The organism is Geoglobus ahangari (genome assembly GCF_001006045.1).
GTDB classification, from domain to species: domain Archaea; phylum Halobacteriota; class Archaeoglobi; order Archaeoglobales; family Archaeoglobaceae; genus Geoglobus; species Geoglobus ahangari.
In genome coordinates, this window is record NZ_CP011267.1 from 1,297,789 (window position 1) to 1,310,266 (window position 12,478).

Genomic DNA, 12,478 nt, shown 5'->3' on the forward strand with positions numbered 1-12,478 from the left:
TCAATCAACAACCCTATTTTTTATACACTCTTCGATCTGTTCGGCTGTGCAGTCCTCCGGGCTCTTGTCGTATCTGAGCCGCCTGAATACCGGAGCTCTCAGCTTGCAGTCCTTCGTGAGCTCGAGGTACTCCACCTCGCACACGTATACAGGCTTGACCCAGTGAACGGGTCTGGCAAAGCTCTCGCTGAAGTGGGGTGTCTGGATCTCAATTTCTCTCAGCTTTCCCGTGAACTCCCTCAGAAAGTCTGATGAGAATCCTGTGCCAACTTGACCCACGTGGATGAGCGTTTCCCCATCATAAACGGCAAGCACGAGGGATCCGAAGAGCCCCTCCCTCTGCCCTTCCCCCTCGAGGTAGCCGGTTATGACGCAGTCCATGGTTCTCCTCTTCTTGATCTTGAGCCACTCGTCACTCCTGACTCCCGGCCTGTAGGGTGAGTCGATCCTCTTTGCTACAAGCCCCTCGAAGCCCATTGAAACCGCTTTGCTGAACAGCTCCACCCCCTTCTCCCTGAACGACTCAACCTTGAGAACGTGTTCGGTCTCGGAGAGCACTTCTCCGAGAATCTCCTTTCTCTCAGAGAGCGGACGCTTCATCGTCCACCTTCCCGAGGAGTAAAGGACGTCGAAGACGAAGTAAACTGCTGGATACAGCTTCGAGAGAATCCTTACCCTGCTTTCAGAGTCCACATGCTCCCTCTTCTGCAGGAGGGAGAAGTCCGGAACTCCGTTTTTCAGGACGACTATCTCCCCGTCAACAACTACGCTGTCGTCAAACGCACTCAGAAGGTCGATTTCGGGGTACCTGTAGGCTATCTCGAACAGCCTTCGGTTCTGCATCCTGACCCTTCGCCTCTCCACGTCCACGAAGGCGATGCACCTCGTGCCATCGAGCTTGAGCTCGTATATGAAGTCTGGAGAGTCAAACGGCTCGGCCCTCTTCGCGAGCATTGGCCTTATCTTCTCGTCGAACCAGCTCATCTCACTTCACGGCCTCCAGACTCTCTTTGAGCGCCTCCACAAGAGATTTGGCCGTTTCAACCTCCTCCGTCACTTTAACCTCGTGGCCAGCGAGCTTGGCCTCTATTAGCTGCATGAGGGCCTCGTAGTACTCGTTCCTGTACTCCTCGAGCCTCAGTGGCTTCTTCATGGCAAGAACAAGCTGCTTTGCAAGCTCAAGCTCCTCCTCAGAGTACTCCTCCTTAGCGCCCCAGTTCGGAACCTCGTACGGGCTCCTGATCTCGTCCACGTAATAGAGCTGCGCGAGCAGAATCCCATCTCCAAATGCTCTCAGTCCGACGAGGTACTCCTTGCCCCTCATGGTGAGTTTTCCGAGCCCCATGCTGCCCGTGTCCTCCATTGCCTTCCTCAGGAGGGTGTACGCCTTGACGCCACCCTTGTCGGGCGACACGTAGTACATGCTGCCGTAGTATATCACGCTGAGCTCGGACGGGTCGAAGAACTGGAGAACCCTAACTTCCTTCGCGCTCCTGAGCGGAAGCTTTTCGAGGTCCTCGTCTGTGAGGATCACGTACTCGTTCTTGGAGATCTCGTAGCCCTTCACTATCTCGTTCTTGCTGACCTCCTTCCCGCACTTCTCGCACACCTTTTTGAACCTGATCCTGCCCCCGTCAGACGAGTGCAGCATGTGGAAGCTTATCTCCCTGCTGACTCTGGCGTTGTAGAGCTTTACAGGGATCGAGACGAGCCCGAAGGTTATCGAACCCCTCCAGATAGCCTTCATACACAGTAAACTTTACAGACGATACAATAAAAACTTTCTTTGCCACAACGGGCTGTGACAAACCACAAAAATCATAAACCCATCCTCCATCAATATCGAAGGAGGGTCCGTGGTCTAGTGGTTATGACGCCTGCCTCACACGCAGGAGGTCCCCGGTTCGAATCCGGGCGGACCCACTTCCGATTCTGAGAATCTGGATTTCTATGGGTTCTTCAGTCCTGAGAGAGTCCAGCAGTTTGTCAATAGTCTCAGAAAATCGATTTCTGAAATTTTCTCTCAAGAATATATAATTCTCCCTTGAAATTCTTATATGCAAATCAACCCTCTGCTGGCTGTTTTTGGCGGAAAGTCTCTTTACAGAGATTGGTTTAGAGTGTGTTCCAGATTGTTCTATGTGGTGCGTAAGGGGCGGAGTGGTATATATGATGGAGGAGAGAAGAAAAACTATTCGAATTTTAGAATGGGGGTTTGTTAATTAAAATAGAAAAAATAAAATAAAAAATCCAAAAAAGAATAGGATAAAGGTGCCAATGATAAGACCATCCACAAAAATCCTTAACAAACCTAGTAATCTTCCCCTCCGGTAAATGTATATTATCGATGCTAATATGCCTATAAAGCTTGAAAAAACAAAAATTAAGCCTGAAATTCCGAATGTTGCTGCTATGCTTTGATTGGTAGATTTTAACGGCTCTGAAATCGCTAAAAAAATAGCACCCATTGTCATAATTGCTGAATAAACCGTTAGATACGGAGTAACTTTCTTTGTGTGCTCATATAGAGAGTCTATTAGGCTTTTTTCATTTTCTGTTTTTTCCTTCAGTCCCACTAAAGCTATTTTCGGATTTTTTCAATCTTTTTCTTTTGTTTTCAGATTTTTTATATCCATTTGAGATGCTATTTTCCTTATTGTACTTCCTGAATGTCCAAAAAATCCCAAAAATCCCCAATAACAAAAAAGTTAGCCCAATTATTTTCTGGGCATATAGGGGTAATAAAGACACTATGAGGGAATATCCTGGCGAGTATGATGGTGAAACTAATGGATAATTTAAAAAACTGATCATTCGTAGTTCGTGATATTGTCTCCATTTTTTTATTTGAAGTTGTTATTGTTTCATTAATTCTTTTAATTTCTCGTTCTATTTTCTCGATTCCTTTCTTTATTTCCTCTAAACTATCGTCAGGCATGAGTTTTCAACTCTTTCACGTTCTCTCTCCCTGTCTCATCAACCAACATTAAGAGAACCTCTTGAGATAATCTTTTTCTCGCAATTTATGGCACCATTGTATTCTTGAATACCCATATTCTGTTATTATCTCCATTCAAAAATATAGGTTTTGCGTAAATTTTTGAAAAAACCATCTATCACAACGAACATAAGACAAATAATCCTGCTATAATGTCAGAATTCTAAAGGCACATCAAAAAATTCAAATTCGAAATTGCACGCCGGGGCTGGGACTTGAACCCAGGAGCCCGAAACGGGCACCGGCTCTCAAGGCCGGCGCAGTGCCTCTCTGCAACCCCGGCACTACTGAGGAGGCTCTCTTTCCCTTCTCCTTGGGAATTGTGTGTTTATGAAGGTTTTGGTAATCGAGTTACGTGAGACTCACTGTAGTTATTTGACAAAAATTTAAAGAAGTGTTGAAAGAAGTTGCGAGTTCAGTTCACACAACTCCCTCTTTTCTCATCACTTCGAGCTCTTTCTCGTCAACTCCGAGCAGTTTAGAGTAGATGTAGCTGTTATCCGCCCCGACGGGCCTGCACGCCCACTTGATCCTCGGCGGTGTCTCGCTCATTTTTGCCGGGGTTCCCTGAATCAGCAGCTCTCCGTAATCCCTGTCTTTGAACCTGAGCAAGGCTCCCCTCTCAAACCAGTGGTTGAACTGCAGGGTTTCTATGGGCTTCAGCACCTCTCCCGCAACAGTAACCCCTTCTCCTTTGTAGGACAGCCAGATCTTCAGGATTTCCTCTCTCGTGTGCTCCATTGTGAACTTCTCTATCTCCCTCGTCATGGGAATCCAGTTCCTGGGGTTGGTTCGATCCTTTATTGTCGGGTACTTCTCCACCAGATCCTCCCTTCCGATTATTCTGCACAGCGCTTTCCAGTTTGGATCCGTGTAGCCCGCTATGAACACCATCCCGTCCTTGGCTCTGAAGTAGTTGTAGGCAAATGCTGCGGGCTCAAAATTCCCGCTCCTCTCTATGACCTTCCCTGTGAGGTGGTAGAAGTGCAGGGCGTAGTTGTTCAGGCACATAAGTGCTTCGGCAGGGCTGATGTCTATGTACTGCCCCTCCCCGCTCATATCTCTGAAGATGAGCGCGGCCATTATCGATAGTGCTGCAAACGCTCCTCCAGCATACCACCCCATCCAGTTGCCCATTCTTGTTGGCACTCTTGTGTGCTCCGGAAACTCCTCGTAGTCCTCGGGAATCCCTGTGGTGTAGGCGAATCCGCTCATGGCCTGGGCGATTATGTCGTAGTCCCCAAACCCAGACCTTCCCGCCCTTTCGGACAGCTCCCCTCTGTGCCCGTGAGTGTGGATCGCGCAGTAGATCAGCCTGCTGTTAATCGAGCTGAGCTCATCGTAACCGAGACCGAGGGACTCCATGTGTCCCGGAGGGAAAGTCTCTATGAGAACGTCGCTCTTCTCCACGAGCTCCCTCAGCAGCTCTTTGCCCCTCTCGCTCTCTATGTTCAGCGTGATGTGGTACTTGTTTCTCCCCTCCACGATGTACGCTATTCCGGTGTCTCCGATTTTCAGGTTTTCAGGGGTGATTTTTCTCGAAATGTCACCTTCGGGCGGCTCTATTCTTATCACCTCAGCTCCAAACTCTGCGAGCATTGATGATGCGAACAGCCCTGCAAAGCTTCCGTAGCTCAGGTCAAGAACCCTGACCCCGTCAAGGGCTTCGGGCTTTCCGGTGCTGTGCTTCGGATCCGTCAGCTTTTGGGCGAAAACCGTCCATTCTCCACTCTCAGACATTTCCACCACCTCAGTAGATGGTCTTCCCCTCCTTGCCCTCAGGCGGAGCCGTCGTTGGAATGCTCGCGTCCCACTTGCCGATCACTCCCTTTCTGTACAGCTCTTCCAGCTCATCCTCGGATATTCTGAGAACCCTTCTGAAAACGTGCTCGTTGTCAAAGCCAACAGGCCTCATGCTCCACCTTATGCTGCCCGGTGTCTTGGAAAGGTGCAGGGCGAATGGGTAGCAGAGATCCTCGTATATCGGGTCGAAGTACTTCCACACCGCCTTTCTCTCGTTGAAGTGCTCGTTCGAATGGAGTTTTGCAGAGCTCATCACCTCCGCAGCAGCAAAGCCGCTCTCAAACCCGGCCTCGACAACCTCCTCCACCTTTTTGCCGGAAGCCCATGACTCGATCGCATCGTATATCCTTTCGACGTTCCTTATTCTGCTCTCGTAGTCGAGAAACTCCAGCAGATCTTCCCTGCCCATCGCCTCGCAGAGTCCTCTGTACTCGTTCTCCGAAAAAGCCGCTATGGCAGCAAACCCATCCTCACATCTGACTATGCATGAAGGGACAACGGCAGGGTCTCTGTTCCCGTACCTTTTCCTGTTCCTGTTTGTAAGAGCGATGTAGAGCCACGTCCAGTCCATGACTCTCAGCAACACCTCGGCCTGACTCATGTCTATGAACTACCCCCTCCCACTCCTGTTTCTCCAGAACAGCGCAACGAGGGTTGTGAACGCCGCAACAGTTCCGCTCAGAAAATCACCGATCCATGCCTGAGACTTCACGGGCATAGCCTCCTCAAAACCCGTAATCTCTGCAAGTCCTGTAATTCCCTGAGCGTAGGCGTCGTAGCTCGGCCTCTCCCATAGCTCCCCCCAGTTTCCGAATCCCTGCATGCTCACGTAGATGAGCTGCGGGTTTATCCTGCTGAGCTGTCTGTAACCGATCCCCCACCTGTCAAACGTTCCCGGCTTGAAGTTCTCCATCAGAACGTCACTTTTGGCTGCGAGCTCCCTTATGAGTTCCCTGCCCTCCTCCTTTCGAAGATCTATGGCGACGTAGTACTTGTTCGCGTTGCAGCACATCATCCCGGGAGAGATGTTTCTCGGAAAGACACCTCCCGGAGAGACAAGTCTGACCAGCGTGTCTCCGCTGCCTGGCAGTTCCACGTGGATAACCTCTGCTCCAAGCTGTGCGAGCAGCGTGGCAGCCCATGGGCCGTAGATAATTCTCGTTATGTCCAGCACCCTAACACCGTCGAGGGCACTTTTTCTCATGTTTAATTATTTTAGATTATCCCACTTAACACTTTCGAATGCCGAGTCGAATCTGAAAACAGTGTTCGGAAAATCCGGTTCAGGCCCCGGAGATCTTCTCCTTCAGCTTCTTCACAAAATGCCTGAGCTGTCCCCTTATCTGGACGCTCGCCATGGGGTTTATTATCGAGGCCATTGCTCCCAGCCCCTCGACGTACAGCACTACAACCACCTTCACACCGCCCTCAACCTCCTCAACCTCAAACCTTCCCCTCCACAGCAGGTGCTCACCCCTCGCTTCCCACTCCAGCTTGCCCTCTTCTGAAAAGCTCATGTGCAGCTCTCTCGTTTGCGTTATCGCTGACATCGGTGCCTTGATGTACCAGATCTTCCCGTCCTCTGAAGTGCCTTTGACGAAGCCGAAGCACTCCCCCACATCCCTCGGGTTTGAGAGCACCTCGACAACCCTGCTTTTTGGAGCACTCACAACGAACTCCTCTCTCGCCTCTGGCACCTCTCACACCTCCAGGAGCTCCCGGGTGAAGGTGGTTAACCTCTCCACTTTCTCTCCAACATATATCGTGTCCTCAACCCTGAAACCACCCACTCCTCTGACCGAGAGGACTGAGTGGCCAACAGAGAGCGTCATATCCTTTTCTATGATTTCTCTGAGGTCCTCTGGGAAAATGGTTGGGAACGGGGTCTCCTCAAAGTTCAGGCCTATCCCGTGGACGAAACCCCTCACGTAGCTGTCCCCAAACCCGACTGACTTTAAGAACTCGGCGTTTCTCCTCTCTAGGTCGAGAACCGACACCTCTCCCTTACTTCCCTCTATCGCCTCTATGGTCTTCTCCTGCATCTCCACGTAGGCCCTGTGCACCCTCCTCTGCTCCTCAGTCGCGTTTCCCACCACAAACGTCCTCGCGATATCGGCGCAGTACCCCTCGTAAACGGGGCCAACGTCAATCAGAACAACGTCACCATCCTCAATCTTCCTGTCAGTTGCGAGCCCGTGCAGCCAAAGGCTCCTCTCACCGGAATTCACGAACATTGGGAACGCAAGCCTCTCAGCCCCCTTCTTCCGCACGTGGTATTCGACCTCAAGAGCAATCTCCCTCTCGCTTACACCCGGCCTTAAGAGCTCCAGCGCTTTCTCCATCGCGATGTCGGCGAGCTTTCCGGCCTTCCTCATGAAATCGAGCTCATACCTGTCCTTGAACTTTCTGAGGGGCGCGACTATCTGCTTCGCGTCCACCACCTCGACGTGCGGGTTGGCCATCCTGAACCTCTCGAGCAGGAATGCCGGAGTCGAGAACTCCATTTCCACCGCCACTGTTGGGGTTTCAGTGTCGATGGAGTTCAGAAAGCTGACCACATGCCCGATCATCTCGTGGAGGGCTCTGTAACCCTTGGCCTCCAGCCCGGTTTTCCTCTCCGCCTCCTCCACCTCACCTTCAAACACGATGACGAACGGCTCATCATTCGCTGGAATGAACATCCTCGGCTGCTTTCTAACATCTCCGGTGAAGTACCGGTAGTTCTCGAGAGACAGGGCGAGGAACGCGTCAATTCCGGCACTCTCCATCTGCTCCTGAGCTCTTCTGATCCTCTTCCGGTAAACGCTTCTCGGCACGGACATTGCAAAATACACTTAACCTGACAACATCCTTATACTTTTTCCCGAAGAAGTTTTACCTGAAAAATTGGGAAATGGGCTCAGTCTCTCGAGGGCATAAGCGAGGCGAGCCAGCCTATGTAGTCGGAGACCGATCGGGTCTGGATCCACACCTTCCCCGAGCCCTTAAACTTGGCCACCAGCCCCTCTCCGCTAAGCAGAGTGGCTTTTAGGCCTCCAGCCTTGGATATCGTGAAGCTCAGCCCCTCCTCAAATGCAACGATGTGGCCCGTGTCGACGACGAGCTCTCCGTTAACCTCGACCTCCTCGATGCCACCAAACGAGGAGAGGAACACGTCTCCGTGGCCGTCTATCTTCAGCAGAATCAGTCCTTCTCCCGCGAAGAACGTCCTCGCCCCACCCCACTTGCTCGATATCTCCAGCTCCGGCGATCCGGCGAGGAAGGCTCCGCTCTGGGCGTATAGAGTCCCCTCAACCCTCACGTGCGTCACATCACCCTGATACGGCGGGGCGAGGCCGAGAATCGCACCCCTCTTCTCGGCTATGAACCTGTTCACGAAGAACGACTCTCCGCCGATCATCCTCTTAAGGCCTCCGAACAGCCCGCCCTTCATCTCCGTCTTCAGCCTCACGCCGTCCATGAAGACCATAGCCCCGGTCTCGGCAACAACCTCCTCACCCTCGTCGAGAGTGAGCTTCAGCAGAGCGTAGCTCGGTTTGGATAAAATCTCGTATTTCATGGATTGTCTATGTAAACCACCATATTTTAACTTCACGACTGAACACAAGTTTCAGCATACAATCTCTCCTTCAGCTTCAGAGCGACATTTACTAAGCTTATAAGCACGGGAACCTCGATTAATGGGCCAATCACTGTTGCGAAAGCCTGGTTGCTGTGAATTCCCCACATGGCAACAGCAACAGCTATGGCAAGCTCAAAGTCGTTGCTTGCTGCGGTAAAAGACACTGCTGTGGTTTTCGGGTAGTCAACTCCGAGTTTGTAAGCTATGAAGAACGTTGCGAACCACATGATGAGGAAGTAAAGTGTTAGCGGGACTGCAACCCTCATAACCTGGAGCGGAAGCTCCACTATGTACTCTCCCTTGAGCGAGAACATCACGATGATTGTGAAGAGTAAAGCTGCTGGAGTGAGTAGGCTTAATTTTGGAGCGAGAACGTTTTCGAACCAATCTTTGCCCTTCAGCCTGAAACTCACGTACCTTGTAACTACTCCTGCGATGAAAGGTATGCCCAAGTATATGAACACGGTCTTTGCAGCCTCAGCAATGCTGACATCCGCCTCAACACCCGTAACAAGTCCAAGCCAGTTCAGGGCGATGGTTATGAAGACATATATGTAAACCGCGTAGAAGAGAATCTGAAATATGGCGTTGAAGGCTACAAGCCCTACAGCAAGCTCTCTGTCTCCCTCAGCCAGCTCGTTCCAAACTATGACCATCGCTATGCATCTTGCCAGTCCAACGAGTATAACACCCATCATGAACTCCGGTAGGTCTCTCAGCAAGGTTATGGCGAGCAGAAACATCACCACCGGTCCCACAATCCAGTTCTGGACGAGGGAGAAGGCCAGGAGCTTTAGGTTCCGGAAAATCTTTCCCATCTCTTCATACTTCACCTTCGCGAGAGGCGGGTACATCATCAGAATCAGGCCAATGGCTATGGGAATCGATGTGGTGCCTACGCTAAGAGAACTTATGATGTCGGCTATTTCAGGATAGACGTAGCCAAGAGCTATCCCACTTATGATTGCCAAGAATATCCAGAGTGTCAGGTATTTCTCCATGGTCGACAGCTTTCTCCCTCCACTCACTGCACGACACCTCTTAGCATGGGTGAAAGTACATCTCTAATGCTTTCGTCCAGAAGTTCAGCCCTGACGAGAATGAGACAGCAAGGTTCGCCATTTTCGTCGCATCCGCTTATGGCCACGAGTCTATCTCCGGGTTTAATGTTTGCCTTCTCTCTAAGCTCTTTTGGCAAGAGTATCTGCCCCTTGCTGTCAACTGTCAGAATGGCCTCAATTCTCGTGGCTTTGCAACTTTTCATATTTTTCAGAAATTTCGTAATATTAAAAATTTTTTGAAATTACTCATCATCCATGCAAGGTTTATATCATGTGGTTGTACCATAATCCATGGAACTCGCAGAACTCGCAAAGAAGGTAAGCGAAAAATACAGTGAAACTGATAAAAAATCCGGTCCCTTGTTCCTTCTTGCAGTCTTCTTTGAGGAGGCTGGTGAGCTGGCCGAGGCGGTTAGGAAGGGGAATACGGAGGAGGTGAGGGAGGAGCTGGCCGACTGCCTCTTCATGGTTCTCAGTCTGGCCAACTACTATGGCGTGGACGTCGAGGAGAGGCTTGTGGAGAAGTACCTGCGGGACGATCCATCATCCCGGTGGGATCTCCCTTTTTAGCCGCTCCACAACCCTCCTCTTCTTTTCGAGGGCCTTTTCGAAGGCCTCGTCCACCCTCCTCCTCATCTCGTCGAAGTCCTCCGGCTTATCCTCCCCGACCATCTTCTTCACTGGTGTGTAAGCTGACTCCCTGAACTTTGGCCTGAGAGGCTCTATTCTGTCACCATCCACTGAGAATGCCCCGCTCCCCTTCTCAACCCATCCAACCACGTCGGCTTCAACTCCGGAAGACCTGATCCTCTCCAGAATCTCCTCTGCGTGCTCCTCTGGGCAGATCACCATCAGGGAGTCTATGGAGACGCCCATGAAGTCTATCTCGAGTTCTTCGAGCATCTCAAGCACCCTTCTGTTTATCAGCCTCCTTATCTTCCCCACATCGAAGTAGAGCGCGGTCTTTGAGGCTCTTGAGATCTCCTCCGCATCTCCCCTGATTCCCCCGTTCGTCACGTCGGACATCGCGTGCACCTTTTTGACCGCTTCTGACTCTATTATTGATCTCGCGGCGAAGATGAAGTCGAGGTTTATCGTCTCTTCCACAACTTCGTGCATCCCGTAGTATATTGCCGTGGTCGCGACCGTTCCACCTCCAGCACCCTCGGTGAGGATTATCACATCTCCCTCCCTTGCGTCCCTCCTCGGGGTTATGTGCCTCGAAACCCCAACACATCCCACAGCCCCGGTCATCCTCTCGCCTATGACCATGTCCCCTCCTATCCTCAGAGTGCTTCCCGCGATGAGAGGAACTCCAGTGAGCTCGCTCACGGCAGTTATGCCGGCGAGGTGGTCGAATATCTTGGAGACATCTCCGTCATCGGCTATGTGAATGTCGGAGAAAAGGGCTATGGGACTTGAGCCCATTACGAGCACGTCCCTCATCGCCGCTCTCGTAACGTGGAAGCCGGCTATGAACGGAAACTCGCTGAGCCTCGAGTGGATCCCGTCTATCGCCACGGACACGTAGTAGTCGCCAACCTTCACAACCCCAGCATCATCAAGATCCCTTGAGCTCACCACCGCCTCTCCGCACATCTCCGCGATCTTCGAGTGGACGTAGAAGTCCCCCGTCCCCCTGCTGCCCACGCCGAATTTCCCCATCGTGACCCCGGTTCTGTGGTAGTCGAGGAGGAAGCTCGTCTTTGAATAGGCGTTCCTGACCTCGAGAACCACAGCTTCAGCGAGTTTTCTCGCGTAGCTCTCGTCAACGTCCTTGAACTCCATTATCCTCTCGGCAAGCTTCTCGATCAGGTCGGGGTCGTTTATGTGCCTCCTCGCGTAACCCTCAATGTCCATGCCGCTCACCTCTGCAGAACTATCAGCCCGGCCACAATCAGCAGCGTCCCGATGAAGACGTTGGTGTAGTCGAAGTTCTCCCTGAGAATCAGCGCCGAGAAGACGATGGTGAAGAGGGGGTAGATGGACGTTATCGGCACGGTCTTTGCAGCCCCTATCTTCTGGAGGGCCATGAAGTAGACGACCATCGCAATTCCTCCGGCTATTGCACCCGCAGCCATCAAAATCGAAACGCTCCTGACGCTGAACTCCTGGGGTTTGAGCCCCCCGGTGAGCATGACCACCAAGCCCATCACGAGTATCGCTCCCACGCTCCTCACGAGTATGGCCGTGTAGATTGAAATTCCACTCGCCAATGCTGTCTTGTCCAGCACAGGCACGAAACCCCACATCAGAGCGGCAAGAATTGCAAGCATAACACCGTCTATCACGACAACCTCCTCCTGAACTCGTACATGAATATGGCTGATGCGCAGGAAAGGTTGAGGCTTTCGGCCCTTCCAAAGCTCGGGATGCTAACAACCTCATCGCACTGCTTCTTAACAGGTCTCGAAACCCCCTCGTCCTCGCCACCGATGACAATGGCGAGCGGGGGATCCATGAACGCCTCCTCTATGCTCTTCCCGCCGAGCTCGGCACATATTACGTGGAATCCAAGCTTCTTCAGACTCTTAACCGTATTTGCGAGGTTTGAAACTCTCGCTATGTCGGCATGCAGCGCAGTCCCAGCTGAGACCTTCACGACGGTCTCGTTAACCTGAGCGCTCCTCCTCTTGGGGATCACGATCCCCGCACACCCGAAAAAGACTGCGTTTCTGATCACGGCACCGAGGTTCTGTGGATCCTGAACCGAGTCGAGGAGAAGGAGGAAGCTTCCGGTTCTGATCGCCTTCTCAGCCACGTACTCTAAGTCCTTGTACTTCACCGGGGAGATGTCCGCCTCAATCCTCGACTCGAGCCTCCTGAGTCCAACCACCGGTATTCCGAGCTTTCTGGCCTGCCTGACAATGTCCTCGATTCTTCTTGACTTGTGCGAGACGTCGTAGTAGATCCTGTTGACCTTTCCCGCTTTAAGAGCCTCTGATACGCTGTTCACCCCTGACACTCGCATGGAAAAATGGTCTGCGGGAGTGT

General features: G+C 51.8%; 14 protein-coding genes, 2 tRNA genes and 1 pseudogene. 2 read left to right on the plus strand and 15 right to left on the minus strand.

Features of this window, described 5'->3' with window-relative positions; all coding sequences use genetic code 11:
* Complete coding sequence (gene ligD / locus GAH_RS07480) at nucleotides 1-984, minus strand: non-homologous end-joining DNA ligase (RefSeq protein ID WP_048095862.1); 984 nt, start codon at nucleotides 982-984, stop codon at nucleotides 1-3.
* Between the two features lies 1 nt (nucleotide 985).
* Nucleotides 986-1,747: a non-homologous end joining protein Ku gene (gene ku / locus GAH_RS07485; RefSeq protein WP_048095863.1), complete on the minus strand. Its 762-nt coding sequence runs from the start codon at nucleotides 1,745-1,747 to the stop codon at nucleotides 986-988.
* A gap of 103 nt (nucleotides 1,748-1,850) precedes the next feature.
* Here ku and GAH_RS07490 point away from each other — a divergent pair.
* Nucleotides 1,851-1,923, plus strand: a tRNA-Val gene (locus GAH_RS07490).
* 299 nt (nucleotides 1,924-2,222) lie between these two features.
* Here the strand turns inward: GAH_RS07490 and GAH_RS07495 are convergent.
* The 10 genes and pseudogenes from GAH_RS07495 to hgcC form a co-directional block, all read right to left on the minus strand.
* The gene (locus GAH_RS07495) at nucleotides 2,223-2,576 is read right to left on the minus strand and encodes a hypothetical protein (RefSeq protein ID WP_048095865.1); all 354 of its coding nucleotides are present in this window, start codon (nucleotides 2,574-2,576) and stop codon (nucleotides 2,223-2,225) included.
* The gene (locus tag GAH_RS10830; RefSeq protein ID WP_169745349.1) at nucleotides 2,548-2,814 is read right to left on the minus strand and encodes a hypothetical protein; all 267 of its coding nucleotides are present in this window, start codon (nucleotides 2,812-2,814) and stop codon (nucleotides 2,548-2,550) included. The genes GAH_RS07495 and GAH_RS10830 overlap by 29 nt, the downstream gene beginning before the upstream one ends.
* A 384-nt stretch (nucleotides 2,815-3,198) precedes the next feature.
* A tRNA-Ser gene (locus tag GAH_RS07505) sits at nucleotides 3,199-3,281 on the minus strand.
* 137 nt (nucleotides 3,282-3,418) lie between these two features.
* Nucleotides 3,419-4,738 carry a CaiB/BaiF CoA transferase family protein gene (locus GAH_RS07510; RefSeq protein ID WP_048095867.1) on the minus strand — a complete coding sequence of 440 codons (1,320 nt, stop codon included), beginning with the start codon at nucleotides 4,736-4,738 and terminating at the stop codon, nucleotides 3,419-3,421.
* A gap of 10 nt (nucleotides 4,739-4,748) precedes the next feature.
* Nucleotides 4,749-6,005 (minus strand): annotated as a pseudogene (locus GAH_RS10960) (CaiB/BaiF CoA transferase family protein).
* A 79-nt stretch (nucleotides 6,006-6,084) separates the two neighbouring features.
* Nucleotides 6,085-6,498 (minus strand): hypothetical protein, encoded by a 414-nt coding sequence (locus GAH_RS07520; RefSeq protein ID WP_048095868.1) that lies wholly within the window; start codon nucleotides 6,496-6,498, stop codon nucleotides 6,085-6,087.
* Between the two features lie 3 nt (nucleotides 6,499-6,501).
* On the minus strand, nucleotides 6,502-7,623 hold the full coding sequence (locus tag GAH_RS07525; protein WP_048095871.1) for a M24 family metallopeptidase: 1,122 nt from the start codon (nucleotides 7,621-7,623) through the stop codon (nucleotides 6,502-6,504).
* 77 nt (nucleotides 7,624-7,700) lie between these two features.
* Nucleotides 7,701-8,360, minus strand: coding sequence for a TIGR00266 family protein (locus tag GAH_RS07530; RefSeq protein ID WP_048095874.1), 660 nt, complete (start codon nucleotides 8,358-8,360; stop codon nucleotides 7,701-7,703).
* Nucleotides 8,361-8,392: 32 nt separating this feature from the next.
* The gene (gene arsB, locus GAH_RS07535; RefSeq protein WP_048096826.1) at nucleotides 8,393-9,424 is read right to left on the minus strand and encodes an ACR3 family arsenite efflux transporter; all 1,032 of its coding nucleotides are present in this window, start codon (nucleotides 9,422-9,424) and stop codon (nucleotides 8,393-8,395) included.
* A gap of 23 nt (nucleotides 9,425-9,447) precedes the next feature.
* Nucleotides 9,448-9,687 carry an HgcAB-associated protein HgcC gene (hgcC, locus tag GAH_RS07540; RefSeq protein WP_048095877.1) on the minus strand — a complete coding sequence of 80 codons (240 nt, stop codon included), beginning with the start codon at nucleotides 9,685-9,687 and terminating at the stop codon, nucleotides 9,448-9,450.
* An 88-nt stretch (nucleotides 9,688-9,775) separates the two neighbouring features.
* Here hgcC and GAH_RS07545 point away from each other — a divergent pair, with 88 nt between their 5' ends.
* Nucleotides 9,776-10,054, plus strand: a complete 279-nt coding sequence (locus GAH_RS07545) for a MazG nucleotide pyrophosphohydrolase domain-containing protein (RefSeq protein WP_048095878.1) — start codon at nucleotides 9,776-9,778, stop codon at nucleotides 10,052-10,054.
* Here the strand turns inward: GAH_RS07545 and GAH_RS07550 are convergent.
* Genes GAH_RS07550 through rlmB form a run of 3 tightly spaced genes read right to left on the minus strand, consistent with a single transcriptional unit; the run spans nucleotide 10,028 to nucleotide 12,455 of the window.
* Entirely contained in the window at nucleotides 10,028-11,344 is a 1,317-nt protein-coding gene (locus tag GAH_RS07550) for an AIR synthase-related protein (RefSeq protein WP_048096827.1), read from the minus strand. The two genes, GAH_RS07545 and GAH_RS07550, sit on opposite strands and share 27 nt — an antisense overlap.
* 5 nt (nucleotides 11,345-11,349) lie before the next feature.
* Complete coding sequence (locus GAH_RS07555; RefSeq protein ID WP_245604001.1) at nucleotides 11,350-11,775, minus strand: EamA family transporter; 426 nt, start codon at nucleotides 11,773-11,775, stop codon at nucleotides 11,350-11,352.
* Nucleotides 11,772-12,455, minus strand: a complete 684-nt coding sequence (gene rlmB / locus GAH_RS07560) for a 23S rRNA (guanosine(2251)-2'-O)-methyltransferase RlmB (RefSeq protein WP_048095880.1) — start codon at nucleotides 12,453-12,455, stop codon at nucleotides 11,772-11,774. Before rlmB ends, GAH_RS07555 begins: the two co-directional genes overlap by 4 nt.
* Nucleotides 12,456-12,478: the final 23 nt, after the last annotated feature.